Origin of the sequence: Streptomyces sp. NPDC007896, from assembly GCF_042959425.1 — a bacterium.
In the GTDB taxonomy this organism is placed as follows: domain Bacteria; phylum Actinomycetota; class Actinomycetes; order Streptomycetales; family Streptomycetaceae; genus Streptomyces.
This window is the reverse complement of the sequence record NZ_JBIBKX010000006.1, coordinates 247,225-273,112: the sequence shown is the minus strand read 5'-3', so window position 1 is coordinate 273,112 and position 25,888 is coordinate 247,225. Positions and strand designations below refer to the sequence as shown.

Annotated in this window: 25 protein-coding genes; 15 read left to right on the top strand and 10 right to left on the bottom strand. The window is 70.8% G+C overall.

Annotated features, from left to right (window positions below):
• Nucleotides 1-175 precede the first annotated feature (175 nt).
• From pheS to ACFZDJ_RS21405, 5 genes are all read left to right on the top strand, one after another.
• Nucleotides 176-1,300: a phenylalanine--tRNA ligase subunit alpha gene (pheS, locus tag ACFZDJ_RS21425; protein ID WP_095855645.1), complete on the top strand. Its 1,125-nt coding sequence runs from the start codon at nucleotides 176-178 to the stop codon at nucleotides 1,298-1,300.
• Nucleotides 1,300-3,804, top strand: coding sequence for a phenylalanine--tRNA ligase subunit beta (pheT, locus tag ACFZDJ_RS21420; protein WP_390934136.1), 2,505 nt, complete (start codon nucleotides 1,300-1,302; stop codon nucleotides 3,802-3,804). The genes pheS and pheT overlap by 1 nt, the downstream gene beginning before the upstream one ends.
• A 548-nt stretch (nucleotides 3,805-4,352) precedes the next feature.
• Nucleotides 4,353-5,309, top strand: coding sequence for a SpoIIE family protein phosphatase (locus ACFZDJ_RS21415; RefSeq protein WP_391060974.1), 957 nt, complete (start codon nucleotides 4,353-4,355; stop codon nucleotides 5,307-5,309).
• 247 nt (nucleotides 5,310-5,556) lie between these two features.
• Nucleotides 5,557-6,897, top strand: coding sequence for a transcriptional regulator (locus ACFZDJ_RS21410; RefSeq protein WP_099923597.1), 1,341 nt, complete (start codon nucleotides 5,557-5,559; stop codon nucleotides 6,895-6,897).
• 107 nt (nucleotides 6,898-7,004) lie between these two features.
• A complete protein-coding gene (locus tag ACFZDJ_RS21405) occupies nucleotides 7,005-7,580 on the top strand; it encodes an NUDIX domain-containing protein (RefSeq protein WP_390934138.1) in 576 nt (191 codons plus the stop codon).
• 4 nt (nucleotides 7,581-7,584) lie between these two features.
• Here ACFZDJ_RS21405 and ACFZDJ_RS21400 read toward each other — a convergent pair whose 3' ends face one another.
• On the bottom strand, nucleotides 7,585-7,842 hold the full coding sequence (locus tag ACFZDJ_RS21400) for a hypothetical protein (protein ID WP_054236124.1): 258 nt from the start codon (nucleotides 7,840-7,842) through the stop codon (nucleotides 7,585-7,587).
• Between the two features lie 312 nt (nucleotides 7,843-8,154).
• Complete coding sequence (locus ACFZDJ_RS21395) at nucleotides 8,155-9,957, bottom strand: protein kinase (RefSeq protein WP_391060774.1); 1,803 nt, start codon at nucleotides 9,955-9,957, stop codon at nucleotides 8,155-8,157.
• Nucleotides 9,958-10,599: 642 nt separating this feature from the next.
• Between ACFZDJ_RS21395 and ACFZDJ_RS21390 the strand changes: the two genes are divergently transcribed.
• Nucleotides 10,600-11,079, top strand: coding sequence for a hypothetical protein (locus ACFZDJ_RS21390; RefSeq protein ID WP_391060772.1), 480 nt, complete (start codon nucleotides 10,600-10,602; stop codon nucleotides 11,077-11,079).
• Nucleotides 11,080-11,365: 286 nt separating this feature from the next.
• Nucleotides 11,366-11,635 (top strand): hypothetical protein, encoded by a 270-nt coding sequence (locus ACFZDJ_RS21385; protein ID WP_391060770.1) that lies wholly within the window; start codon nucleotides 11,366-11,368, stop codon nucleotides 11,633-11,635.
• 241 nt (nucleotides 11,636-11,876) lie between these two features.
• Here ACFZDJ_RS21385 and ACFZDJ_RS21380 read toward each other — a convergent pair whose 3' ends face one another.
• Nucleotides 11,877-12,746: a 3-hydroxybutyryl-CoA dehydrogenase gene (locus ACFZDJ_RS21380; protein ID WP_390934141.1), complete on the bottom strand. Its 870-nt coding sequence runs from the start codon at nucleotides 12,744-12,746 to the stop codon at nucleotides 11,877-11,879.
• Between the two features lie 238 nt (nucleotides 12,747-12,984).
• Between ACFZDJ_RS21380 and ACFZDJ_RS21375 the strand changes: the two genes are divergently transcribed.
• Nucleotides 12,985-14,226 (top strand): family 10 glycosylhydrolase, encoded by a 1,242-nt coding sequence (locus tag ACFZDJ_RS21375; protein WP_391060972.1) that lies wholly within the window; start codon nucleotides 12,985-12,987, stop codon nucleotides 14,224-14,226.
• Between the two features lie 40 nt (nucleotides 14,227-14,266).
• Here ACFZDJ_RS21375 and ACFZDJ_RS21370 read toward each other — a convergent pair whose 3' ends face one another.
• Together ACFZDJ_RS21370 and ACFZDJ_RS21365 are read right to left on the bottom strand one after the other, a co-directional pair.
• Nucleotides 14,267-14,458, bottom strand: coding sequence for a DUF1918 domain-containing protein (locus tag ACFZDJ_RS21370; protein ID WP_101406165.1), 192 nt, complete (start codon nucleotides 14,456-14,458; stop codon nucleotides 14,267-14,269).
• Nucleotides 14,459-14,502: 44 nt separating this feature from the next.
• Nucleotides 14,503-15,441 (bottom strand): DMT family transporter, encoded by a 939-nt coding sequence (locus ACFZDJ_RS21365; protein WP_384906250.1) that lies wholly within the window; start codon nucleotides 15,439-15,441, stop codon nucleotides 14,503-14,505.
• On the opposite strand from ACFZDJ_RS21365, the gene ACFZDJ_RS21360 reads away from it, so the two are divergent.
• From ACFZDJ_RS21360 to ACFZDJ_RS21345, 4 genes are all read left to right on the top strand, one after another.
• Nucleotides 15,440-16,876: an aminotransferase class I/II-fold pyridoxal phosphate-dependent enzyme gene (locus tag ACFZDJ_RS21360; RefSeq protein WP_391060768.1), complete on the top strand. Its 1,437-nt coding sequence runs from the start codon at nucleotides 15,440-15,442 to the stop codon at nucleotides 16,874-16,876. The two genes, ACFZDJ_RS21365 and ACFZDJ_RS21360, sit on opposite strands and share 2 nt — an antisense overlap.
• Before the next feature lie 64 nt (nucleotides 16,877-16,940).
• Nucleotides 16,941-17,507 carry a TetR family transcriptional regulator gene (locus ACFZDJ_RS21355; protein WP_390934146.1) on the top strand — a complete coding sequence of 189 codons (567 nt, stop codon included), beginning with the start codon at nucleotides 16,941-16,943 and terminating at the stop codon, nucleotides 17,505-17,507.
• A gap of 147 nt (nucleotides 17,508-17,654) precedes the next feature.
• Entirely contained in the window at nucleotides 17,655-18,476 is an 822-nt protein-coding gene (locus tag ACFZDJ_RS21350) for an MFS transporter (protein WP_391060766.1), read from the top strand.
• 135 nt (nucleotides 18,477-18,611) lie between these two features.
• Nucleotides 18,612-19,196 (top strand): histidine phosphatase family protein, encoded by a 585-nt coding sequence (locus ACFZDJ_RS21345; protein WP_384906470.1) that lies wholly within the window; start codon nucleotides 18,612-18,614, stop codon nucleotides 19,194-19,196.
• Here ACFZDJ_RS21345 and ACFZDJ_RS21340 read toward each other — a convergent pair.
• Nucleotides 19,193-19,648, bottom strand: a complete 456-nt coding sequence (locus ACFZDJ_RS21340; RefSeq protein WP_390934150.1) for a DUF6314 family protein — start codon at nucleotides 19,646-19,648, stop codon at nucleotides 19,193-19,195. The two genes, ACFZDJ_RS21345 and ACFZDJ_RS21340, sit on opposite strands and share 4 nt — an antisense overlap.
• Nucleotides 19,649-19,802: 154 nt before the next feature.
• Here ACFZDJ_RS21340 and ACFZDJ_RS21335 point away from each other — a divergent pair, with 154 nt between their 5' ends.
• Nucleotides 19,803-22,280 (top strand): alpha-L-arabinofuranosidase C-terminal domain-containing protein, encoded by a 2,478-nt coding sequence (locus ACFZDJ_RS21335; protein WP_391060764.1) that lies wholly within the window; start codon nucleotides 19,803-19,805, stop codon nucleotides 22,278-22,280.
• On the opposite strand, the gene ACFZDJ_RS21330 is transcribed toward ACFZDJ_RS21335, so the two are convergent.
• The 3 genes from ACFZDJ_RS21330 to ACFZDJ_RS21320 all read right to left on the bottom strand — a co-directional run bounded on the left by ACFZDJ_RS21330 (nucleotide 22,267) and on the right by ACFZDJ_RS21320 (nucleotide 24,074).
• Nucleotides 22,267-22,710: a carboxymuconolactone decarboxylase family protein gene (locus tag ACFZDJ_RS21330; RefSeq protein ID WP_391060762.1), complete on the bottom strand. Its 444-nt coding sequence runs from the start codon at nucleotides 22,708-22,710 to the stop codon at nucleotides 22,267-22,269. The two genes, ACFZDJ_RS21335 and ACFZDJ_RS21330, sit on opposite strands and share 14 nt — an antisense overlap.
• A complete protein-coding gene (locus tag ACFZDJ_RS21325; RefSeq protein WP_391060760.1) occupies nucleotides 22,707-23,120 on the bottom strand; it encodes a MerR family transcriptional regulator in 414 nt (137 codons plus the stop codon). The genes ACFZDJ_RS21330 and ACFZDJ_RS21325 overlap by 4 nt, the downstream gene beginning before the upstream one ends.
• A gap of 156 nt (nucleotides 23,121-23,276) precedes the next feature.
• Complete coding sequence (locus tag ACFZDJ_RS21320; RefSeq protein WP_391060758.1) at nucleotides 23,277-24,074, bottom strand: LysR substrate-binding domain-containing protein; 798 nt, start codon at nucleotides 24,072-24,074, stop codon at nucleotides 23,277-23,279.
• A gap of 57 nt (nucleotides 24,075-24,131) precedes the next feature.
• Between ACFZDJ_RS21320 and ACFZDJ_RS21315 the strand changes: the two genes are divergently transcribed.
• A complete protein-coding gene (locus ACFZDJ_RS21315; RefSeq protein WP_390934153.1) occupies nucleotides 24,132-24,560 on the top strand; it encodes a DUF5997 family protein in 429 nt (142 codons plus the stop codon).
• A 90-nt stretch (nucleotides 24,561-24,650) separates the two neighbouring features.
• On the top strand, nucleotides 24,651-25,031 hold the full coding sequence (locus ACFZDJ_RS21310) for a hypothetical protein (RefSeq protein WP_168507422.1): 381 nt from the start codon (nucleotides 24,651-24,653) through the stop codon (nucleotides 25,029-25,031).
• A gap of 51 nt (nucleotides 25,032-25,082) precedes the next feature.
• Here the strand turns inward: ACFZDJ_RS21310 and ACFZDJ_RS21305 are convergent, their stop codons facing one another.
• A complete protein-coding gene (locus tag ACFZDJ_RS21305; protein WP_391060756.1) occupies nucleotides 25,083-25,826 on the bottom strand; it encodes a VOC family protein in 744 nt (247 codons plus the stop codon).
• Nucleotides 25,827-25,888 lie beyond the last annotated feature (62 nt).

The following is a 25,888-nucleotide window of genomic DNA, read 5'->3' as shown; positions in this document are numbered from 1 at the left end:
AAGAGGCCCCACGGGCGCACACGTACCGGAGCCACCCCTTGGACTGCGCGTCCGAGGTCGGCTCCCACCCCGTTAGACTCGGCCTTTGGCACCTTTGCGTCCCCGTTTCAGGGACCATGCGTCCCCCGAGTCGGGACGGGGACCATCCGCCAGCCAACCGGAAGCACGGGAAGAGATGTCGGCACCGAATAAGTCGTACGACCCTGTAGAGGTCGAGGCCTTGAAACCGGAAGAGATCGAGCGCATGCGGGACGAGGCGCTCGCCGCCTTCGCCGCCGCCGGTGACCTCGACGCGCTCCAGGAGGCCAAGGTCGCCCACACCGGCGGCACCTCGCCGCTGGCCCTCGCCAACCGCGAGATCGGAGCCCTGCCCCCGCACGCCAAGGCCGCCGCGGGCAAGCTGGTCGGTCAGGCGCGAGGCGCGGTGAACAAGGCCCTCGGCGCCCGCCAGGCCGAGCTGGAGGCCGAGCGTGACGCCCGGGTGCTGGTCGAGGAGGCGGTGGACGTCACACTGCCGTACGACCGCGTCCCGGCCGGCGCCCGCCACCCGCTGACCACCATGATGGAGCGCGTCGCCGACGTCTTCGTGTCCATGGGATACGAGATCGCCGAGGGCCCCGAGGTCGAGGCGGAGTGGTTCAACTTCGACGCCCTGAACTTCACGCCCGACCATCCGGCCCGGCAGATGCAGGACACCTTCTTCGTCGAGGGCCCGACGGGCGACCACGGCGAGTCCGGTGTCGTGCTGCGCACCCACACCTCGCCCGTGCAGGCCCGCGCCATGCTGGACCGCGAGCCGCCGGTCTACGTCGTCTGTCCCGGCCGGGTGTTCCGCACGGACGAGCTGGACGCCACGCACACCCCGGTCTTCCACCAGATCGAGCTCCTCGCCGTCGACGAGGGCCTGACCATGGCCGACCTCAAGGGCACCCTCGACCACATGGTCCAGTCGCTCTTCGGCGCCGACATGAAGACCCGGCTGCGCCCGAACTACTTCCCCTTCACCGAGCCGTCCGCCGAGATGGACATGCTCTGCTACGTCTGCAAGGGCGAGTCCGTCGGCAACCCCGACCGCCCCTGCCGGACCTGCTCCTCCGAGGGCTGGATCGAGCTCGGCGGCTGCGGCATGGTCAACCCGCGGGTTCTGGTCGCCTGCGGCGTGGACCCGGAGAAGTACAGCGGATTCGCCTTCGGGTTCGGCATCGAGCGGATGCTGATGTTCCGCCACAACGTCGAAGACATGCGAGACATGGTCGAGGGTGACGTCCGGTTCACCCGGCCGTTCGGGATGGAGATCTGATGCGGGTCCCGCTTTCTTGGCTGCGGGAGTACGTCGACCTGCCGGCGACGGAGACCGGCCGCGACGTCCAGGCCAAGCTCATTTCGGCAGGCCTCGAGGTCGAGACCGTCGAGCAGCTCGGCGCCGACCTCAAGGGTCCCCTGGTCGTCGGCCAGGTGCAGTCCATCGAGGAGCTGGAGGGCTTCAAGAAGCCCATCCGCTTCTGCCTCGTCGACGTCGGCACCGCCAACGGCACCGGTGAGCTCCAGGAGATCGTCTGCGGCGCCCGCAACTTCGCCGTCGGCGACAAGGTCGTCGTGGTCCTGCCCGGTGCCGTGCTGCCCGGCAACTTCGCGATCGCCGCACGCGAGACGTACGGCAAGACCTCGCACGGCATGATCTGCTCCGGCGACGAGCTGGGCATGGGCGACGACGGCAGCGGGGGCATCATCGTCCTGCCGCCGGAGGTCGAGGTCGGCACCGACGCGATCGAGCTGCTCCAGCTCGTCGACGAGGTCCTCGACATCGCCGTCACGCCCGACCGCGGCTACGCCCTGTCGATGCGCGGCGTGGCCCGCGAGGCCGCCATCGCCTACGGCCTGCCGCTGATGGACCCCGCGCTGCTCGACGTACCGGCCCCGAACGCGTTCGGCTACCCGGTGAAGATCTCCGACCCGATGGGCTGCGACCGCTTCACCGCGCGGACGGTGACGGGCCTCGACCCCGAGACCCTCTCTCCGATCTGGCTGCGCCGCCGGCTCCAGAAGGCGGGCATGCGCCCGATCTCCCTCGCCGTCGACATCACCAACTACGTGATGCTGGAGCTCGGCCAGCCCCTGCACGCGTACGACCGCACCCGCGTCCAGGGCGCGATCGGTGTGCGCCGGGCCGAGCAGGGCGAGAAGCTCACCACCCTCGACGGCGTCACGCGCACGCTGGACGCCGAGGACCTGGTCATCACCGACGACCGCGGCCCCATCGGCCTCGCGGGCGTCATGGGCGGCGCGAACACGGAGATCGACGACACCGAGGGCACCACCACCGAGGTCGTCATCGAGGCCGCGCACTTCGACGCGCTCTCCATCGCCCGCACCGCCCGCCGTCACAAGCTGGCCTCCGAGGCGTCCAAGCGCTTCGAGCGCGGCGTGGACCCGCAGGCCGCCTCCGCCGCAGCCCAGCGCACGGTCGACCTCCTCGTCCTCCTCGCCGGCGGCACCGCCGACGCCGGGGTCACCGAGGCCATCGCGCCCTCCGCGCCGCACAGCATCACCATCCCGGCGAACCACCCGGACAAGGTGGCCGGTGTCGACTACGGCCGTGAGACCGTCGTCCGCCGCCTCCAGCAGGTCGGCTGCGACGTCTACGGGCAGGACGAGCTGATCGTCACCGTGCCGTCCTGGCGGCCCGACCTGACGGACCCGAACGACCTGGCCGAAGAGGTCATCCGGCTCGAGGGCTACGAGAACCTGCCCTCGACCCTGCCGAAGCCCCCCGCGGGCCTGGGCCTGACCGGCCGGCAGCGGCTGCACCGCCGGATCGGCCGCGCGCTGGCCGGCGCCGGATACGTCGAGGCACTGAACTACCCGTTCATCGGCGAGCACGTCTTCGACCAGCTCGGCCTGGCCGCCGACGACCCGAAGCGCAAGGTCGTCAAGCTGGTCAACCCGCTCTCCGACGAGGAGCCCGCGCTCCGTACGACGCTGCTGCCGGGCCTGCTCCACGCCCTGCGCCGCAACGACGGCCGCGGCAGCCACGACCTGGCGCTCTTCGAGACCGGCCTCGTCTTCCAGCCGCAGGACGAACTGCGCGTCGCGGGCCGTCTGCCCGTCGACCGCCGTCCCACCGACGAGGAGATCGCGTCCCTCACGGCCGCGCTCCCCGTCCAGCCCCGGCACGCCGCCGTCGTCCTCGCGGGCGCCCGCGAGCAGGCCGGCTGGTGGGGCAAGGGCCGCCCGGCCGACTGGGCCGACGCGATCGAGGCCGCGCGCTCGCTCGCCCGCGAGGCGGGGACCGAACTCCTCGTCCGTTCCGGGCAGTACGGGCCGTGGCACCCGGGTCGCTGCGCCGAACTGGCCGTCGTCGTCGACGGCCAGGAGAAGGTCATCGGGTACGCCGGTGAGCTGCACCCCGGTGTCCTGAAGACCCTGGGTCTGCCCGCGCGCACCTGTGCGATGGAGCTCGACCTGGACGCGCTGGAGCAGGCGAGCGCGGGCCTCCCCAAGGGCCCGAAGATCTCCACCTTCCCGGTCGCCACCCAGGACGTGGCTCTGGTCGTCGACAAGACCGTCCCGCACGTGGACGTCGAGGCGGCGCTGCGCGAGGGCGCGGGTGAACTCCTGGAGTCCATCCGGCTGTTCGACGTCTACGAGAACAGTGAGCAGCTCGGCGAGGGCAAGAAGTCCCTGGCCTACGCGCTGCGGTTCCGTGCCGACGACCGCACGCTGACCGTCGACGAGGCCTCCGCGGCGCGTGACGTGGCCGTGGCGCTCGCCGCTGAGCGCACGGGGGCGGTGTTGCGGAGCTAGCTCCGTTGGCAGTGCCGGGGAACTGCGGGTTGTCCTTCGGCCGCGCGTATGTCGTGGCTGGGCGCGCAGTTCCCCGCGCCCCTTTGGGGCGCGCTTCCCCTGGCCCACCTGCATAAATGCGGTTGTCCGAAGCTGTGTCACTCATTCGGGTGGCAAGTCGGGGCGATCTGGCCCGATCGGGGCATGCGGTCGACAGAATCGGACCGGCCTCTTGGAGGTCGTCTGCGCTGTCAGGGCCTATTGGGGGGCCAATCGGCATGATCCGTATCAAGGCTGGGGCTCCCCGCAGGGCGACGTCCCGGACGAATTCGCGGGGGCCGGCCCGGGCGGGCCTCCGGGCGCGACACCGGGGGTGCGGTCTGCGGGCCGGGCTCGTCCGGGCGGTGCGCCGGGGCGGACCCCGAGTGCGACTGGCCCGGACGGTCCACGGCGGCGGGCCGCCGGACGGTCTCGACCGAACGGTGCGCCGGGCCGAGGGGCGGACCCTGCGGCGGGTACTGAGCCTGGGGCTGCCCACCGCCTGGGGCGCGATCGCCATCACGTACAAAATGACCTGCCCGCTCGCCCAGCGGGACGGGCTGGAGGCGCGGATCGTCACCAGCGCCGTCTTCTTCGCCGTCGGCACCGGGCTGATCCTCCACGTCAGACGGGCGCTGCTGCGCGAGCTGCGGCAGATCCGCAAGGTCGCGGGCGCCGCCCAGAGCGTGCTGCTGCGACCGCTGCCTCCGCGCATCGACGGTCTCAACATCGCCGCGGCCCAGCTCTCCGCCGACCACGGCGCAAGCATCGGCGGTGACCTGTACGAGGTGATCGCCACCGAGCACGGTGTACGGGTCGTCATGGGCGACGTGCGCGGACACGGCCTCGGCGCCATCGGAACCGTCGCCGCCGTCCTCGGCAGCTTCCGCGAGGCCGTGCACGACGAACCCGAACTCGCCTGTGTGCTGCGGCGGCTGGAGCGCGCACTGGCCCGGCACCTGGGCGAGCGGGCGCGCGCCGAACACCCCTCGGCGGGCCCGGAACCCGACAGCCCGGTCGCCGAGGAGTTCGTCACCGTACTGCTTCTGGAGATCCGCCGCGACGGCGAGGTGTACGCCCTCAACTGCGGTCACCCGTCGCCGTACCGGCTCGGCACCGGCCGCGTGGAACCACTCACGGGAGCCGAACCGCTGCCCCCGCTCGGCCCGTTCCCACTCCCCGCCGAACTGGCGGCCACCCGGTGCGGCCGGCTCCTCCCCGGCGAGGCCCTGTTCCTGCACACCGACGGAGTGGAGGACGCCCGCGACCAGCGAGGCTGCTTCTTCCCGCTGCCCGCCACGCTCGCCGAGGCCGTCCGTACCCAGCCCGTCTCCCCGCAGGCGGTGCTCAGAGCCGTCTTCACCCGCCTGCTGCGCCACACCGGTGGCAGACCGGCGGACGACGTGGCCGTACTGATCCTCCGCAACGACCGCAGCCGAGTCGTCCCGACACAGCCGGGCTGCACCGTGGCCCGCCGCATCGGGTAGGCACAGCTCTCTCAGTGACCCCGCGCAACCGGGGGAGCCGGGCCGCCGCACTGTACGAGGGGGAGCCGGCGGCCCGGCCGGCCTCTTGCGAGGCATTTCAGTCAACAGGCCGGGAACTCTGCGCGACAGCGTGCACACCGTACGGATACGAGCATTCGGTTCACACCCCGTGTGAAGGGGGACCCACAAGGGCAAGGGACGGATTACTCTGACCGCACTGTCGCCACCGAGCCATCCGGGGGCCCGAATGCAGCCCAACACTCTGCTCGACGCGATACTCGACGAGGCCGGCATCTCGCACGCCGGACTCGCCGCGCATGTCAACCAGGCGGGGAGGGCACGCGGCCTCGCGCTCAGATACGAACACACGGCCGTGGCACGGTGGTTGAAGGGCCAGCGTCCGCGCGGCCAGGTGCCCGACCTGATCTGCGAAGTGCTCGCGGGGCGCCTGCACCGGCCCGTCACCCTCGACGACATCGGCCTCGGCGTGCCCGGCGAGCCGTCCGCCCCGCACGGCACCTCGCTCTCCGGTTTCGTGGAGCGCGCCACCGCCCTGTGGCGCTCGGACGAACAGCAACGCCCGCATCTCCTCGGCGCCCCGGCCGTCACCGGAACGCCCGCCGTGATGCCCGTGTGGGAGTGGGAGAACCCGCCCGAGGACGTGGACGTCTCACGCGGCGGCCGCCACCACGTGAGCATGGCCGACATCGAGATGCTGCGCGCGGCCCGCGCCCACTACGAGCAGATGTACCGCAAGGCGGGCGGGGTGGCGACCCGCAGCCGGATCGTCGGATTCCTCAACGCGGAGACCGCGCCCCTGCTGCGCGGCAGTTACCCCGACGCCACCGGCCGCCAACTCCACCGTGCGACCGGCGGCCTGGTCGCCATAGCGGGGATCTGCGCCTACGACTCCGACGCGCACGGGCTCGCCCAGCGCTACTTCCACCAGGCGCTGCGGCTGGCGAAGGCCAGCGGGGACCGGGGCCTTGGGGCGTACGTCATAGCCCTGCTGGTCAACCAGTCGCTGTTCATGCGCGAGCACCGGCAGGCCGTCGCCTTCGCGGAGGCCGCGCTGCGCGCCGCCGGGCGGCACATCACCCCGGCGCTCGCCTCGGACCTCTACGCCATGCAGGCGAAGGCGTACGCACACCTCGGCGACGGCAGCAGCGCGCTGTCCTGCATCCGGCGTGCCGAACAGGCCGCCGAGCGCATCCGGCGCGGTTACGAACCGGACGAGACCGGCTATGTCCAACCCGGTCTGGTCAACGTACAGGTGGCGGAGGCACTGCTGAGCCTCGGTGACCTGGTGGCCGCCGCGGCGCACGCCGAGGCGGCAGTGGACACTCCGGCGCACGACCGGGGGCGCGTGCACCGTCTTGCGATGCTCAGTCAGATCGAGCTGCGGCAGGGGAACGCCGACAAGGCGGTGGCCACCGCCGTCCAAATGGCCGAGCAGGCCCGGGGAATGGAGTCCCAGCGGCTGCGCGACAGACTGCGCGCGGTACGCGAACACCTGGTGCGCAGCGGCTGTGCGGGCACGGCCGAGGCCGCCGAACTCATCGACGGAGCACTGCGCGTACCGCTGTAGACCACCGAGTCCCGCCGCCGCACCGTGCACTGTGCGCTGCTGTGCGCCTGCTGTCAGGACGCTCCTGCTGCGATATTGCCATCTACTCGGCGGAAGGTGGCAGAACCGTGCAGTGGACGAAACAGAACGAACAAACTGTGTACGCAAACCGCTGGTTCAGCGTCAATCTCGCAGATGTCGAGCTGCCGGACGGTCGGCACCTCGATCACTTCGTGATACGGCTGCGTCCCGTGGCCGTGGCCACGGTGGTGAACGAGGCCAATGAGGTGCTGCTCCTGTGGCGGCACCGCTTCATCACCGACAGCTGGGGCTGGGAACTCGCGGCGGGCGTCGTCGAGGACGGCGAGGACATCGCCGTCGCGGCGGCCCGCGAACTCGAGGAGGAGACCGGCTGGCGACCGGGACCCCTGCGCCATCTGATGAGCGTCGAGCCCTCCAACGGGCTCACCGACGCCCGGCACCACATCTTCTGGGCCGACGAAGGCGCGTACATCGGACACCCCGTGGACGACTTCGAGTCCGACCGTCGGGAATGGGTTCCCCTCAAGCTCGTCCCCGACATGGTCGCCCGCGGCGAGGTCCCGGCCGCCAATATGGCTGCCGCGCTACTCCTCCTGCATCACCTCAGGCTCGGGCAGGACGCGTTGCCCCGATCCATCCCCCCACGGCGTCCTGAACGCTAGTCGGCTAGCGCCCGAGAGCCTGCCAGACCGCCACGGCGAGTGCGCCCACGGCCGTGAGGGCCGCGATCGCGGGCAGTGGCCAGCGGGTGTGTTCCAGGGCGACGACCCGTGCGCTCAGGTCGTCGAGCTCCTTGGCGGTCTGTTCGGCGCGGTGACTGAGCAGGGCATGCCCTCCCTCGACGCGTGCGTATGCCACGTCGAGGCGACGGCGTAACTCTGCGAGTTCTCCATGGACCACGGGATGCTCCGGGTCGGCGGTCACAGGTCCGCTCCTTTCCGTAGTCGTCACATCCCTTGGATGCGCACGGAAAGTCAACTCGCCTGGTGGACGCGTGGGGAGCGTGTGCGAGGGGCATATGCGAGCCCGGCGCGCACACGGCGTGTGAATGGCGCGGGCCCGGCACCGAAAGGGGTGCCGGGCCCGCGTACGCCTGAGTTTCACCGTACGTAATCAGGTGACGGTACGAAAGGGCCACGGCGGTAGACGCAACGGTGTTGGTGGCATGCTCGGTCAGTGATCAGGAAGCACGCTGACGCCTGGGTGCCGGCCTTCTGTGGTGCACACGGCGGCGCATCATTGCTTGTGGATGTTGGCCGCGACGATGGTGCCATGGCGAACGGTGTACGTGCCGGCGAAAGACTGATGCGTTCCGTCCGTCTGCAGCGCGTCCAGGTGCATGGCCACGGTCTCCCCGGAGACGGCCTCCACGGTGACCGTATCGGAGACGGTGGTGGAGAAGCCCTTGACGTAGGAATCGTAGGACCCGCCCAGGTTCTTCCCCCCGAGGTTCCACGCGCGCGCGTAGTCCCTGGCGTTGATGGCAGCGAAGTAGTTCTCGACGACCTGCTGGGCGGGTGCGGTGGTGGTGGTCGGTGGGGCTGATGTCGATGCAGGGCTGGATTGTGCCGGCGCCGGGGTCTCACCGGCCTTGCTGCGAGGGCTTTGTGTAGCCGTCCGGGTGACGGTGCTCTGCGAGGTGACGGTGCTTCGCGAGGTGACCGTGCTCTGCGAGACAGCGGGCGCGGGCTGCGTGGTGTCTCGGGAGTCGCTGGTCATCACTACGGCTGCGGCGCCGCCGCCCACCAGTGCCACCGCTAGTGCGGCGGCGATCAGCAGCGACTTGCGATGCCTGCGCCGGCCGTCGCCCGCGCCGCCCGGATGGTCGTTGTGGTCGGCGGAGGGCACCCGTGTGGTCGGCGGGGTGGCCGCCCGATTCTCGTCGTATGCCGCCGGGCCGGGCTCGGCTCGGTTGCCCAACCCGTATGACGGCACCGGCGTGGCCGGCGTCGTCTGGGTCGGTTCCCGGGCGAAGCGCTCCTTGTCGGCGTTGTCCGTCGGCAGCGCCACCTGCGTGGGCGGATGCTCCGCTGCCCCGCGCGCGGGTGGGCTCACCGGTAGCCCGGCCGCCACATCGTCCAGCATCCGTCGGGCCTGCTCAGCTGTGGCCCGCTCGTTTGGGTCCTTATGAAGCAGCGCTTCTATGACAGGGGCGAGAGGGCCCGCGTGTCGGGGTTCCGGAAGCTCCTCGGCGACCACCGCCTGCAAGGTGCTCATCGTCGTGGTGCGGCGGAACGGTGACTGCCCCTCCACCGCGGCGTACAGCGTCACGCCGAGTGACCACAGATCGGACTCCGGGCCCGGCCGGTGGCCCGTGGCACGCTCCGGGGCGAGGTAGTCCGGCGAACCGACGACGTCGCCGGTGCGGGTCAGGCCGCTGGAGCCCCCCATGACGGCGATGCCGAAATCGGTGAGCACCACCCGGCCGCCGCGCTCAAGCAGCACGTTGGAGGGTTTGACGTCCCGGTGGAGGACCCCCAGCTGGTGCGCCCGGTCCAGCGCCGACAGTAACTGCGCTCCGAGTTTGGCCGCGTCTCGTGGCAGAAGTGTCCCCTCCATGGCAATGACGTCGGCGAGTGATTGGCCGTCGATCAGCTCCATCACGATCCACGGTCGACCGTCCTCTTCCAGCACATCGAATACGGTGACGACCCCCGGGTGTTTGACCCGCGCCGCGGCCCGTGCCTCCTGCTGCATGCGGGCGTGCAGCACCGCGAGCTCTTCGCGCGGCAGGCCGCTGACCCTCAGCTCCTTCACCGCCACCTCACGGCCGAGCACCTGATCCTGCGCCCGCCACACGGTGCCCATCCCGCCGCGTCCGAGCTGCTCGACGAGGAGATACCGGCCGGCCAGCAGCCGTTCTTCATCGCCACTCATGGTGCTCCCGAGCCGTGATCGGGCAGGCGTGGGCACCGTGCAGATGGTGTACGCATCTTCATGGTTCCTCACTTCCGCCGACATGCGGCCGAGGATCCCGCCTCTTTCCATGCTGTGCCGACTGCTCGGTGTTGTCGCGCCGAACCGGACCGCGAAGGCCATGCGGCAGAACAGAGTGCTCGTGATGATCCGGCGGATCGTGGCCCCGCACGGCGTCGTCCGCACCGAGTCCGCCGTCCCGGCCGGGCGCGTTCGTACGCGGCGATCGGGCAGTGGATCGCGAACGCGCCGCGGTACGCGCCACGCGCGATGCGGTGCGCGGGCCGGACGGCCGCGCTACGAGGTGGCCTGCACGCCACCTGACTGTTCATCAGCACCCAGGCGGGAACCGACCGCCGCGATCTGCAAGCAGCGGGTGCTCCTCAACGCGGGGACCGACGGTATCCCTGTCGAACTCGACCCTGGACGGTACAGGGGACGAGGACGTCGCGTGGGACGCCCGCACCTGCAACATTCTCATCAGCGGGTAGTCCCACGCTGAACTCTGTCGCGGACATGCTGGACCAGGAGATGGATGGCGCCGGGTCGGACGCCAAGTCCCAGGACGGGATCAACGTGGTGTTCGCCGACCCGCGCAACAAGTTCCTCAACAAGGCGGTGTGCGGTAATCCGGAGGGCTGCAGCAGTACCTGTCGTAGGGAAGCAACGAGGTCCGGAAGGAACCAAGTCCCAGGCCCTTCCCCAGGCCGGGGCCTGAGTACGCGTACTCAGGCCCCGGCCGTCACGACCAGAGAGAGTCTTGTCATGGACGCTACTTCGATACAGCGGCACGACGAACCTGCGGCGCCATCCGGTGGGGCTCTGGCCGTACGCATCCCGGGCGCGGCCGCAACCGGTGCCGCTCTCACCTACGTGTCGATCCATCTTGTGCAGGAGGCGTACGCCTACGACGCCCGCGTGTGCGCCGATGAGACCAGTGTGTGCCTGACGCCGTGGCCGGTCCTCTCGTTCCTCGCCTCGTTCGCCATCGCACTCGTCGGGCTGATCGTGGCGTACAGGCTCCTGGGTATCCGCCCCGGGCTGACGGTCATCCCGCCGACGCTCCTGCTGGCACCGTTCCCGCTCAATGCCGCGCTGAGCACAGTCGGCACGTGGTCGGCCGTCGTAGTGGGAGCGGTATGGGCCGCCTCCGTGGCACTGACGGCATGGCGGCCCTACAGGATCCTGGGGCTGTCCGCCGCGGCCACGCTGCTCCTGGCCTCCTTCGTCGTCATCTACCGCTGACCACTCAGCCTCGATCTGCTGTCGGCCAGGGATCCGGTGAACCTGCCTCGCCTTCGGCCCGGCCCTCGGGCTCTCCCACGTTTTCCCGCGCCCACCCCGGAGCACCTCATGACCGAGACGGAACAGCCCCAGTACACCGCGCACCATTCCACCCAGCCGCCCAGACCACCCCGTCCATGCCCGTAGCCGAACCGGTGGAGGCCCGCCTCGCGGAGGCGGTCCTCAGCAAACCGGTGAGGGTGCTCCTCAAGGACACTCTGGGCGATCCACCCATGTCATCCTCTGCGTGCGGCGGTTGAACCGGATCGAGAGTCTGGGTGAGGGACTGCGCGCGGCCCTGGAGGAGATCGCCCGGACCAGCCCCGGCTTCATCGTCCCCCTGCTCCGGCCGGGCTGGGACGAACGTCACGGCCGCAAGGTCGGGATCAGCCGCCTGCCGCGCCGCAAGAACGCCTCCGCCGACAAGTTGGTCGAACAGATCGGCGCAGGGACTTCCCAGGGACTTTTCAGGGACTTTCAGCTCTGTCCCGGGGACTTTCCGGGGATTTTTCGCTGAGTGGGCGAGAAAGGCCCTGACAGCTTCGAAAGACACAAAGTTCCAGGTCAGGATCGGTTTGCTGTCGGTCGATGCCGCTCAACAGGCCGTGTTCCCGTGCAGTCCACGTGGGCTGGGCGAGGACGCGCGGAGGGGGATCTGGCGGGCGCCGCGAGAGCCACCCGCCGGTAGTGCCGCCGTGGGCGCTGTTCCGGGTGAATTCGCCCTTGAACAGCGCCACTTGGCGGTGTTGCCGCACTCGCTAGTACGAGTAGAAGCCCGAGCCGGACTTCCGGCCGAGCCGGCCCGCGTCCACCATGCGCTGGAGCAGCGGGGGAGCGGCGTACAGCGGCTCCTTGTACTCCTCGTACATCGAATAGGCGACCGAGGCCACCGTGTCCAGGCCGATCAGGTCGGAGAGCTTGAGCGGGCCCATCGGGTGGGCGCAGCCCAGCTCCATGCCGTTGTCGATGTCCTCGCGGCTGGCGATGCCCGACTCGAACATCCGGATCGCGGAGAGCAGATACGGGATCAGCAGCGCGTTGACGACGAACCCGGAGCGGTCCTGGGCGCGGATCGCGTGCTTGCCGAGGGTCTTCTCGGCGAACAGCTGAGCCCGGCCGAGGGTGCCCTCGGAGGTGGTCAGTGCCGGGATCAGCTCGACGAGCTGCTGCACCGGGGCCGGGTTGAAGAAGTGGATGCCGACGACCTGGTCGGGGCGCGAGGTGGCGACCGCGAGCCGGACCAGCGGGATCGAGGAGGTGTTGGAGGCGAGGATCGCGTCCTGCCGGGTCACCACCTGGTCGAGCACCTGGAAGATCTCGGTCTTCACCTGCTCGTTCTCGACGACCGCCTCGATCACCAGATCGCGGTCGGCGAACTCGCCGAGGTCGGTGGTGAAGCTGAGCCGCTCCTGGGTGGCGGTGAGCTCGTCCGCGGAGATCTTTCCGCGCTCGGCGGCCTTGGAGAGGGAGTTGAACAGCCGGGTGCGGCCGATCTCCAGGGCCTCACCGGTGGTCTCGGCGACCTTGACGTCGAGACCCGCGCGGGCGCAGACCTCGGCGATGCCCGCGCCCATCTGGCCGCAGCCCACCACTCCGACGCGTGTGATGTCTCCCGCGGTGTCCGTCACATCGTCCCCTTCGCTGATCTACGGCTGTCGCAGGACCTCCGTTGTTCGGTGCCTGCTCCGATCGTGCACGTCCCGTGCACGTTACTCCGAAGTATCGATGATCGATCGCCCGGGTGGGGCATGCTGGCCGAGGAGACGATCCGTGACCGGGCAGATCCGGAGCGTGAAGGAGCGGGGTGGAGTGGGGCGGACGGCGGGGACGAGGCGGGGGTCACGGCGGGCCTTCACCGTGGCGGCGATGGCGACGCTGACGGGTCTCGTCACGACGGGGGAGCCGGGTCTTGTCACGGCGGGGGACCCGGCCGGCGTACCCCGTGCCGGAGCAACCCCCGGGCCCGGTCGCCGGCGGATGGCCTCCGAGCTGCGGGGCATGTGGCTGTCGACCGTCACCAACCGCGACTGGCCCTCGCGGACCGGCCTGTCCGCCGCCCGGCAGCGCGCCGAACTCCTCGCCCACCTCGACAGGGCGGTCGGCCACCGCCTGAACGCCGTGTTCTTCCAGGTCCGCCCCACGGCCGACGCGTTCTGGCCGTCGTCGTACGAGCCGTGGTCGCAGTACCTCACCGGCGTCCAGGGCAGGGACCCCGGCTGGGACCCGCTCGGCACCGCGGTGCGGGAGGCACACGCGCGCGGCCTCGAACTGCACGCCTGGTTCAACCCGTACCGCATCGCGAACCACACCGACCCCGGCAGACTTGTGGCGACCCACCCGGCCCGCAAGCACCCCGACTGGGTCGTCTCCTATGGCGGCAGGCTCTACTACAACCCCGGGCTGCCCGAGGTCCGCGCCTTCGTCCAGGACGCGATGCTCGACGCGGTGCGGACGTACGCGATCGACGCCGTGCACTGGGACGACTACTTCTACCCGTACCCGGCCGAGGGACAGGTCTTCGACGACGACGCCGCGTACCGGACGCACGGTGCGGGCTTTGCGAACCGGGCCGCCTGGCGGCGCGACAACATCGACAGGCTGGTGCGGGAGACGGCCACCCGCATCCCGCTGATCCGGCCCGGTACCCGCTTCGGGATCAGCCCGTTCGGGGTGTGGCGCAACAGCGCGACCGACCCCCGGGGCTCGGACACCCGGGCCGCCGTGCAGACGTACGACGATCTGTACGCCGACACCAGGAAATGGGTCCGCGAGCGGTGGGTCCACTACGTCGTCCCGCAGGTCTACTGGAACCTCGGTTTCGCCGCCGCCGACTACGCGAAGCTCGTGCCCTGGTGGGCGGCGGTCACACAGGGCACGGGCGTGGAGCTGTACATCGGGGAAGCGCTCTACAAGGCCGGTGACCCCGCGCAGCCCGCGGCCTGGCAGGACCCGGCCGAACTCTCCCGGCACCTCACCTTCGCGCGCGACCACACACAAGTGCGCGGACACGTCTTCTTCTCCGCCAAGGAGGTCGACGTCGACCGCGTCGGAGCGATGGCGCGGGTCGTGACCGACCATTACCAACGGCCGGCGCGACCCGCGCGCTGAATCTGCCGAATGTCTACGGCGGGTTCTTGTGTCCGAATGTCTACAGCGGGTCCTTGTGACGGATTTCCGAGTCGGGGCCCGGTGAGCAGATCGCCTCGTGCCCGTCCGCGAAGCGCACGCGGTACGGGGGCGTGCCCTCCGTTCCTATTACTTCGGTGATCTCCGCGACCTTGTCGTGCTGTCCGACAACCCTGCCGTGCTGCACGAGCTTGTCGCCCACGTCTGCATGCATCTGAAGGGTCTCCTCGTCATCAGCGGGAGTAACGGTCCTGGGGCTCAGCCCCGCGCTCGCTGGGTGAGCGCGATGCAGATCAGCACGGCCGCCGCCGTCAGCGGTGCGGCCGGCGTGAGCTGCTCGCCGAGGAGCAGTACCGACCACACCAGTGTGAGCAGCGGCTGCGCGAGCTGCAACTGGCTGGCCTTCGGAATTCCGATCGCCGCCATCCCGCGGTACCAGACGACCAGGCCCAGGAACTGTGATCCGGCGGCCACCCACAGCAGTCCCGCCACACTGTGCGCCGACAGATGGACCGGCTCGTACGACAACGCCACCAGCGCGCCCGGCACCGACAGCGGCAGACACAGGACCAGCGCCCAGCCGATGACCTGCCACCCCGGCATGGTCCGGGCGAGCCTGCCGCCCTCGGTGTAGCCCGCGGCACAGATCAGCAGCGCCCCGAAGAGATAGGCGTCCGCGCTGCTCAGCGCCCCACCGCTCTGCTGGACGGTGAACGCGATCACCGCGGCCGCGCCCGCGAGGGCGGCGCCCCAGAACATCCGTGAGGGGCGCGCGCCGGTCCGCAGCGCCGACAGCAGCGCGGTCGTGAGCGGCAGCAGCCCGACGACCACGGCCGCGTGGGCGGTGGTGGACGTCTGCAGCGCGAGCGTCGTCAGCAGGGGGAAGCCGAGCACGACACCGGCGGCCACCACGGCGAGCCCCGCCCAGTGCCGGCGGGCCGGTACGGGCACGCGCAGCGCCAGCAGACAGCCGCCCGCGATGACGGCGGCGAGGACGCTGCGCACGGCCACCAGCGACCAGGGACCGAAGCCCTCCAGGCCCCAGGCGGTGGCGGGGAAGGTGAGGGAGAAGGCGGTGACGCCGAGGGCGGCCTGAAGGGTGCCGGAACGGCGGTCCGCCGAGGGCTCCGGCTCGGGCGTCCTGGGCGCGCTGACCGCTATCCCGATCTGGTCGATAGCGCTACTCTGTGCTCTCATGCAAGAGCGTAGCAGTGTCGGAGATCTGGCGAATCAGCTGCGGCGGGAGCTGGACCGCTACTCGCCCGGTGGAAAGCTGCCATCGAGCCGGGCGCTTGTCGAGCGGTTCCGGGTGAGCCCGGTGACGGTGTCGCGGGCACTGGCTCAGCTCGCCGCCGAGGGGCTGGTGGTGACCCGGCCGGGCGCCGGCGCGTTCCGTGCGCACCCGCGTACGTCCGCCGCACCCGCGGGGGACACCTCCTGGCAGGAGGTCACGCTGAGCGCGGACGCCGCGGCGGAACTCGTCCCGCGCACGGTGGACGCCTCCGGGGTCCTCGCCTCGCTCGCCGTCCCGCCGCCCGGCGTCGTCGAGTTCAACGGCGGCTATCTGCATCCCTCGCTCCAGCCCGAGCGGGCCATGGGAGCGGCCCTGTCGAGGGCGGGTCGGCGTCCCGGCGCCTGGTCGCGGCCGCCGATGGAGGGGCTGACGGAGCTGCGCGAGTGGTTCGCGCGGGGGATCGGCGGAGCGATCACCGCCGCGGAGGTGCTCGTCACGGCGGGCGGCCAGTCCGCGCTGACCACCGCGCTCAAGGCACTCGCCCCGCCGGGGGCCCCGGTCCTGGTCGAGTCGCCCACGTACCCGGGCATGCTGGCGATCGCCCGCGCGGCGGGCCTGCGGCCGGTACCCGTACCGGTCGACGCGGACGGGGTGAAACCGGACCTGCTCGCCGACGCCTTCAGGGCGACCGGCGCCCGAGTGTTCGTCTGCCAGCCGCTGTTCCAGAACCCGACCGGCGCCGTACTCGCCCCCGAGCGGCGCGCCGAGGTGGTGCGGATCGCGCGCGAGGCGTGCGCGTTCGTCATCGAGGACGACTTCGTACGACGTCTCGTGCACGAGGACGCGGGGCCGCTGCCGCGTCCGCTGGCCGCGGAGGATCCGGACGGGGTCGTCGTGCACGTCTCCTCCCTGACCAAGGCGACCTCGCCGAGCTTCCGGGTCAGCGCGCTGGCCGCGCGCGGCCCGGTACTGGAACGACTGCGTGCCATCCAGGTCGTGGACACCTTCTTCGTGCCGCGTCCCCTTCAGGAGGCCGCGCTCGAACTGGTCGGCTCGCCCGCCTGGCCCCGTCATCTGCGGGCCGTGTCCGCCGAGTTGAGGAACCGCCGCGACACGATGACGACCGCGCTGCGGCTGACGCTCCCCGAACTCGCGCTGCCCCACATCCCCTCCGGCGGCTACCACCTGTGGCTCCGCCTGCCCGACGGCACCGACGAGTCCGCCCTGGTCTCCGCGGCCCTCCGCGAGGGCGTGGCCGTCGCCCCCGGCCGCCCCTACTTCAGCGCGGAGCCCCCTGCGGGGTACCTCCGGCTGAGTTTCGCGGCGGTCGGGGGGACGGGGGAGATCACGGAGGGGGTACGACGGCTGCGGGCGGCGTGCGACGGGGTGTTGAGGTGACCGGCTCGGGTTGAGCGGGTGCGGGTGCGTTGACACCCAAGAGTGTGAGTGGTTGAGTACTCACATGAAGAGCGAACGACCCCGTCAGCTGTCCACCGCCGAGGAGCGCCGCGAGACGGTGCTGCGCACCGCCATCGGCGCCTTCGCGGCGCGTGGCTACTGGGGCACCACCACGACCGAGGTGGCGAAGGCGGCCGGCATCTCGCAGGCGTACGTCTACCGCTTGTTCCCGAGCAAGGAGCTGCTGTTCACGGCGGTGGTCGAGCACTGCTTCGTGCTGGTCCGGGCCAGTCTGGAGCGGGCGGCGGCCGAGGCGAAGGGCAGCTCCGCCGAGGTGGTGCTGGAGGCCATGGGGGACGCCTACGCGCTGCTGATCAGCGACAACGACCTGATGCTGATTCAGCTGCACGCCCAGGCCGCGGCCGTCTCCGAGCCGGCTGTACGTGAGGCGGTCCGGCATGGCTACGCCCGGCTGGTGGAGTACGTCCGGGGCGCCTCCGGCGGCACCGAGGGACAGGTCCAGGAGTTCTTCGCACGCGGCATGCTGTGCCACCTCATCGTCTCCATGGTGGCCGACGAGGTGGACGCCCCCTGGATCCGCACGCTGTCCGCGGGCATCACGCACTACTGACGCCCGACGCGGCTGATCGATCTGCGGCCGCGGCACGGTCGCGCTGACGCCCGGCGCGGTCGCGCGGCCGGGCCTGTCGGCGGGGCACACAGCCCCGCCATTTTTTGGGCGTCACGTGTGAGTGGTTGACCACACAAGGAGAATGTCATGAGGAGCACGGACACCACCCGCGGCCCCGGAGCGGCGCTCGCGGCCCTGGCGGGGGCGCAGTTCACCGTCATGCTCGCCACCTCGATCGTGAACGTGGCCCTGCCGCAGATCCGCGCCGGCGTCGGGCTGTCGGACAGCGGCACGACCTGGGTGGTCAACGCCTACGGCCTGGCCTTCGGCGCGTTGCTGCTGGCCGATGGAAGGGCGGCCGACCTGATCGGCCGACGCCGGGTGCTGCTCGCGGGGCTCGCGGTGTTCGGGGCCGCCTCGCTGGCGGCCGGGCTGGCAGCCTCCTCCTCGGTCCTGATCGCGGCCCGTGCGGTGCAGGGCCTGGGCGCGGCGGCGACAGCCCCGGCGGCGCTGGCCCTGGTGATGGACCTGTTCCCGCCAGGACCCGGGCGGGGGAGGGCACTTGGCGTGTGGGGCGCGGTGTCCGGCGCGGGAGTCACCCTCAACGAGGACTTCCTCGGCGCCGAGCACCGCTACCAGTACGCGGTCTCCTTCCCCGACCAGGACGGCCACGGCGGCTACGGCATCGTCAAATACGACCGCACCACCGGCGCCCGCCGCCTCCACCAGGCAGGCGACGCCCGCCTGCCCAGCGAAGCAGTCTTCGTCCCCGCCGCCGGCGCCACCCGCGAGGACGACGGCTACCTGCTCACCGTCGTCTCCGACCTCAAACAGGACGCCTCCCAGCTCCTGGTCCTGGACGCCTCGGGCCTCGACCGGATCGCCACCGTCCACCTCCCGCGCCGGGTCACCGGCGGCATCCACGGCTCCTGGATCCCCGACACCGACCTCGACGCCTCCGACAGCTGACCGCTCCCGCGCCCCCCGGGGGATCCCCCGGGGGGCCCGGCCCCAGTCCGCTTCGGCAAGCACACTCCGCCAAGCCTGCGTATACCTTGCGTAACGCCTCTTGACCTGCGGAGTCCCGCGCTCCACGATCTCCGCATGCATCTTCGGGTCACTTTCGTCGCCGCCGCCCGCAGCTCCTCGCTGCTGGCCGAACGCTTCGAGGACGACCGGCCGCTGGACCAGGCCGGCTGGGACGAGGTGCAGCGCGCCGCCCCCGAACTGGTGCCACTGGCGGCGGCCGAGCTGCGCTACTGCTCACCGACCCCGCGCAGCCGCGCCACCGGCGACGCCCTCGGGTACGCGCCGCTGGCGCAGCCCGCGCTGCGCGACTGCGACATGGGCCGCTGGCGCGGCTTCACGCTGGGGGAGGCGATGGCCCGCGAGCCGTCGGCGGTCGACGCCTGGCTCGCCGATCCGCGCTCCGTCCCGCACGGCGGCGAGTCCCTGACCTCCTTCATCTCCCGCGTCGGCGGCTGGCTCGACACCCGCCCGGCGGACGACGGCAGCCAGATCGTCGCGGTGGCCGAACCCTCGGTGGTGCGGGCCGCGCTCGTCTACGCGCTCAAGGCCCAGCCATCGGCGTACTGGAACATCGACGTCCGCCCCCTGTCGACCATCACCCTCACCGGCATCAACGGCCGCTGGAACCTGCGCCTGGAAGGCGTGCCGCAGCGCGCCTAGGGCAGCCGTGTGTAGTCGGTCGTGAGGACCAGGTCCTTGGCGGGGCCGCCCACCCGCCACACCGTGCGCCAGTGGTCCTCGTCCCGCACCGTGAACTCGCCCCGGTAGAGGTCCGCCGCGCACGGGTGGTCGGCGACGTACCGGCCGGTGCTCAGGTCCAGGTCGTGAAAGGGGCGGCCGTCGGAGAACCGGACCAGGGCCGCCGCCGGGCTCGGCCCCGGCAGGAACCGCAGCGTCCGTTCGGCGGGCCGGGACGTGCCCTGCCACACGAACGTGCCGGATTCCTGGTGCAGAAGTCCGTGCGGAGATCCCGGTTCCTCCAGTGGGCCGAAAACCGTCGTCCCCGTGAACCGCCCCTCCGTACCGCTCGCGAGATCCCGCACCGAGCGCTCCACCCGCCAGCTCCCGCCCAGGTGGGCGAGCACGTCCGTCACTGGCCAGAACTCGCCCATACCGTCCCGCTCTCCGTCCCATGCGATGCTGCGCGACCCATTGACGCGCTCTGACCCCCTCCCTATCTTGCCGTTCGAAGTGTTGATCGTTGTCCGAAATGTCGAACAACTCAACACCTCGAACAACTCAACACCACAGAGCCGCGGAGTATCCATGTCACGCACCCGCACCCGTTGGAGACTCGGACTCACGGCCACCGCACTCCTGGTGGCCTCAGCCGTCGTTCCCGGGCCCGCCCACGCCGCCGCCGACGTCACCGACTACGCGATCACCTTCGACCCGAAGGGCTCGGGCGCGAAGATCGACGACACCATGTACGGCGTCTTCTTCGAGGACATCAACCGCGCCGCGGACGGCGGACTGTACGCGGAGCTCGTACAGAACCGGTCGTTCGAGTACAGCACCGCCGACAACAGGTCCTATACGCCGCTCACCTCCTGGGCCACCACCGGCACCGCGACGACCGTGGACGACGACGGTCGCCTCAACGCCCGCAACCGCACCTACCTCGCCCTGGGCGCCGGCTCGTCCGTCACCAACTCCGGTTACAACACCGGGATCAGGGTCGAGAGCGGCAAGACGTACGACTTCTCGGTCTGGGCCCGCGCCGACGCGAGGACGCCGCTCACCGTGACGCTGCACGACGCCGACGGCGCGCTCGCCGAGGCCCGGCAGGTCACCGCGCGCGGCGGCTGGGCCAAGTACCGGGCCAGGTTCACCGCCACCCGCGACAGCACCACCGGGCGCCTCACCGTCGGCGCCGACGCTCCTGTCGCGCTCGACATGATCTCGCTGATCCCCCGGGACACGTACAAGGGCCACGGCCTGCGCAAGGACCTCGCCGAGAAGATCGCCGCCCTGCACCCCGGCTTCGTGCGCTTCCCGGGCGGCTGCCTGGTCAACACCGGCAGCATGCAGGGCTACGACGAGGCCTCGGGCTATCAGCGCCAGCGCTCGTACCAGTGGAAGGACACCGTCGGACCGGTCGAGCAGCGCGCCACCAACTCCAACTTCTGGGGCTACAACCAGAGTTATGGGCTCGGCTACTACGAGTACTTCCAGTTCGCCGAGGACATCGGCGCGATGCCGCTGCCCGTGGTGCCCGCGCTCGTCACCGGCTGCGGCCAGAACAAGGCCACCGACGACGACGCGCTCCTCGAGCGCCACATCCAGGACACCCTCGATCTCATCGAGTTCGCCAACGGACCGGTGACCAGCGAGTGGGGCAGGAAGCGGGCGGCGATGGGCCACCCCAAGACCTTCCACCTCACCCACCTGGAGGTGGGCAACGAGGAGAACCTTCCCACCGAGTTCTTCGCCCGCTTCAAGCGGTTCCGCGCCGCCATCCAGGCCAAGTACCCGAACATCAAGGTGATCTCGAACGCCGGACCCGACGACTCGGGCACCACCTTCGACACGGCCTGGAAGCTCAACAAGGACGCGAACGTCGACATGGTCGACGAGCACTACTACAACAGCACTCAGTGGTTCCTTCAGAACAACGACCGCTACGACTCCTACGACAGGAGGGGCCCCAAGGTCTTCCTCGGCGAGTACGCCTCCGGTGGCAACACCTTCAAGAACGCCCTCGCCGAGGCCGCGTACATGACCGGTCTGGAGCGCAACGCCGACGTCGTCAAGCTCGCCTCGTACGCCCCGCTGCTCGCCAACGAGGACTACGTGCAGTGGCGCCCCGACATGATCTGGTTCAACAACCACGCCTCGTGGGGCTCGGCCGACTACGAGGTGCAGAAGCTGTTCATGAACAACGTCGGCGACCGGGTGGTGCCGTCGACGGCCACCACCACGCCCTCGCTGAGCGCGCCCATCTCCGGCGCCGTCGGCCTGTCGACCTGGGCGACCACGGCGGCGTACGACGATGTGTTGGTGACCGGCGCCGACGGCACCACGCTGCTCGGCGACGACTTCAGCGGTGACGCCTCCCGGTGGACCCACACGGGCGGCGGGAGCTGGAGTCTCCAGGACGGGCAGTACGCGCAGACCGACGTGAACGCCGAGAACACCATGGTGTCGGCGGGCGACCCGGCCTGGCACGACTACGACCTGCACGTGAAGGCCACCAAGAAGTCCGGCAAGGAGGGCTTCCTCGTCGCCTTCGGCGTCAAGGACACCGGCAACTACTACTGGTGGAACCTCGGCGGCTGGAACAACACCACGACCGCGGTCGAACAGGCCGTGGACGGCGGCAAGTCGACCCTGATCTCCAAGCCCGGCACGATCGAGACGGGCAAGGCGTACGACGTCGACATCAAGGTCCGGGGCCGGCAGGTGACCCTCTACCTGGACGGCCAGGAGTGGGGGAGCTTCAAGGACGACAAGCCCGCGGAGCCGTTCCGTCAGGTCGTCACGCGGGACGCGAGGACCGGCGACCTGATCGTCAAGGTCGTCAACGCGCAGGCGGCGGACGCCCGTACCGCGATCGACCTGGGCGGGGCGAAGGTGGGCCGCAAGGCCGCCGTCACCACCCTCCAGGCCGCGCCGGAGGCGGTGAACTCGCAGACGGTGACCGCGGTCGCCCCCGTGAAGTCCACCTTCGACGGCGTCACCGACAAGTTCACCTACACCTTCCCGGCGAACTCAGTGACCTTCCTGCGGATCAGACAGCGGTAGCCGAAGACGTGGGCTGCTGTCCGGCGGGCAGCAGCCCACGCTCGGCGAAGACCTTCTTCGCGACCAGGCTCGCGTTCATCGCCTTCGGTATGCCGCAGTAGACGGCCGAGTGCAGCAGCGACTCCACGATCTCGTCCGGAGAAAGACCCACGTTCAGCGCCGCGTTGACGTGCACCTCCAACTGCGTCTCACAGCCGCCGAGCGCGGTGAGCATGCCGAGCGTCACCAACTGGCGGTCGCGCGGGGCGAGTCCGGGCCGGTCGTAGATGTCGCCGAAGGCCCAGGAGACGATCTGGTGGCCGAGTTCGGGATTGATGTCGCCGAGCGCGTCGACGACGCGCTCTCCGGCCTCGCCGTCGACGCGCCTGAGGACCTCAAGGCCGTGCTCGAAGCGTTCTTCGCGAGTGGTGGCCGTGTTCGTGAGCGTCATGAGAGTGCGTCCGATCCCGGCTGGTCGAGCAGCCGTTCGTAGTGGTCGATCTTGTCGTCGAGGGAGGCCGCGTTGCGGCGCAGCGCCCGGATGCGGTCCTCGAGGTCGGCGCGGTGCTCCCGGAGCATCGCGAGCCGGTCGGGAACCGTGACGTCGCCACGCGCCCGCAACTCGGCGAACCGCTGCATGTCCGCGATCGACATGCCCGTCTCGCGCAGCCGGATGAGGAACTCCAGCCAGGCCAGGTCGGCCGCCTCGTAGCGCCGCTGGTTCCCGGTGGTCCGGCCGACCCGTTGGATCAGGCCGGCCTTCTCGTAGTACCGCAGCGTGTCGTGCGAGAGTCCGGTGCGCTCGACGACCTGGGCGATCGTGAGCGTCGGCTTCTGCGGGAGGGGCTGTTCGCCGGTCATGGAGAAACCGTAGAACCTGGAGTGTGCTCCAGGTCAAGCTTCATCTGCCGGGCGATCCTGGGGACGGGCAATCCTGGAGAGGGGCCGACGGCGTTTCGGCCCGGCCCGGGAGCGGGGCCGACCGCGTTTCGGCCCGCCTCGGGAGGGGCGCCCGGGTCAGGAACGGCGGCGGGGCTTGCCCCGCTTGGCACCGCCCTTGGCGCCTCCGGAACCGCCGCCGCGGGGGTTCCTGCCGGTCGTCGACTTGCCGGACGACTTGCCCGCCGCGGGCTTGCGCCGTGCGCCGCCGCCCGTCTCGGGGCGCTTGGCCTTCGACGGCGCCGCGGGCGCCGCCGGGGCCTGGGCGCGCCCCCGTGAGCTGTTGGCGGTCCGGCCGCGGACGATTCCGATGAAGTCCTCGACCAGGTCGGTGGTCGCGTCCTGTGGCCAGGACAGCGCGACGCGTGACTCCGGGGCGTCGGTGACCGGCCGGTAGGTGAGGTCCTTGCGGTGGTGCAGGCGGGCGAGGGACTGGGGGACGACGAGGAGCCCGATGCCCGCCGCCACGAGTTCGACGGCGTCCGCCGTGGTGGCGGGGCGCTCGAACGCGGGCTGCCCCGGCGGACGCTCCCAGTCGAGGGTGTCGTCGAGGGGGTGCAGCACGATCTCGTCGGCGAGATCCTCGGAGGTCACCTCGTCGACCGCCGCCACGATGTGGTCCTTGGGGACCACGACCACCGTCGTCTCGGTGTAGAGGGGGATCGCGCTGAGGTCCTCCCGGTCGACCGGCAGCCGGACGAATCCGGCGTCGGCGCCGCGGCCCCGCAGCACGTCGAACGCCTCGTCGGTGGAGACCGCGACGAGCGTCAGGGGGATGTCGGGCAGCCGCTCGGTCCAGATCCGCACCCACTTCGTGGGCGTCACTCCCGGGACATAGGCGAGCCGGAACGAAGGGGGTACTTCCGAGCCTGTCACCTCGCCAGGCTATCGGTCGTGGTCGGAGGTCGCGCACACGCTCGATACCCTTGACGCATGACGTCGCACCAGACCACCCAGACCATGAAGCCCGCCACCGCGGCGAAGAAGCTGGGTGTGTACCTCGAGGCCACCCCCGCCGAGTTCCAGGAGGGCGTCGTCTCTCGCACCGAGCTGAACGCCCTGCAGGCCGATCCGCCCGCGTGGCTCCAGGAGCTGCGGCGCAACGGCCCGCACCCCCGTCCCGTGGTCGCCGCGCGGCTGGGCATCTCCATCGCCGGGCTCGCCCGCGGCGGGGTCACCGAGGCCCTCACCACGGAGCAGATCGACGCCCTGAAGCAGGAGGACCCGGGGTGGCTGCGCCGGGAGCGCGCCACCCAGGCCGAGGTCCGCAAGGAAGAGGTCCGTATCCAGGAGAAGCGCGCGGAGCAGCACGCTGAGCGGAACACGGAGCGCGCAGCCCAGCCACGCAGCTCCCGTTCCTGACCCCGCCCCGCCCGGCCCGCCACACGACGGTGTTCCGTGTGCGTGGTCGGGGCCCTGGTGGCCGGACGCGTGCCGTGAGATCGTCCGCGGGTGAGCGACGCTGCTGAGGAAGTCGTCCCGGGACCGCCGGACGATCGTGCCGCATCCGTTCTGCGGTTCGCGGTGGAACTCGTCGCCTGGGTGGCGACACCTTGGGTGCTGGCCGATCATTCCTGGCTACTGGCCGCCCTGTCCCTGATATTGCTGATCGGCCTTCCGACGATCCTGTCCACCCCGGGGGACAAGGCCGACGTGATCATCGCCGTACCCGGCTGGGTCACGATCCTGCTGGTGCTGCTGCAGCTCGTCGCGGCCGTGGCCTCCTCGTGGGTGCTGTGGCCCACGTGGGCGGCGGTCGCGGTCACCGCGCTGGCCGCCACCGTCCTCGTCACGGAACGCCCGCGCCGGCGGTGGCTGCTCTCCATCCGCTGAAGGGCCCCGGCCCGGGTCTCTCACCTGTCGGGGTGTCGTCGAGGCTCCGCGTCAGGACGGGCCGAGGACGCAGAACTCGTGGCCTTCCGGGTCGGCCAGGCACGTCCACGGGACGTCGCCCTGGCCGAGGTCGAGGTCGGTGGCGCCGAGGGCCCGCAGCCGGGCCACCTCCGCCGCTTTGTCGTCACCGGGGTACGGCAGCAGGTCGAGATGGACGCGGTCCGGCACGGTCTTCACGCCGGGCGTGCGGAGGAACTCGAGATACGGGCCGACACCCTTGGCGGAGCGCAGCACCGCATGATCGTCGGTCACCTCGTGGAGGGTCCAGTCCGTCGCCTCACCCCAGAACCGGGCCATGGCCCGCGGATCCTCGCAGTCGACCACCACCGCGGCGATCGGCCCGGTGTCCCGGTAGATCTCCCGGGGCTCCAGCACGCAGAACTCGTTGCCCTCCGGGTCGGCGAGGACCGTCCACGGCACGTCGCCCTGGCCCACGTGGGCGGGCGTCGCACCGAGAGCCTTCAGGCGCGCGACCAACTCCGCCTGATGGGCCGCAGAGGTGGTGGCGAGATCGAGGTGCACACGGTTCTTCGTCGTTGTCTTGGGTTCCGGGACGGTAACGACGTCGATGCAGACGGCGACCGGGTCCGGCCAGACGAAGCCGCCGACGGGTTCCACGTTGCTCACGCCGGGTCCCTCGCTGGAGACACCCCAGCCGAGCGCCTCCGCCCAGAACCGGCCGACCGCCGAGTCGTCAAGAGCCTTTATGTTCACCTGAACAGGTCGCAGTGCCATGCCGGCGATCCTATGCACCCGTTCCTGACGCGCTCAGCCCTGCCGGGTGAACTGCTCACTCG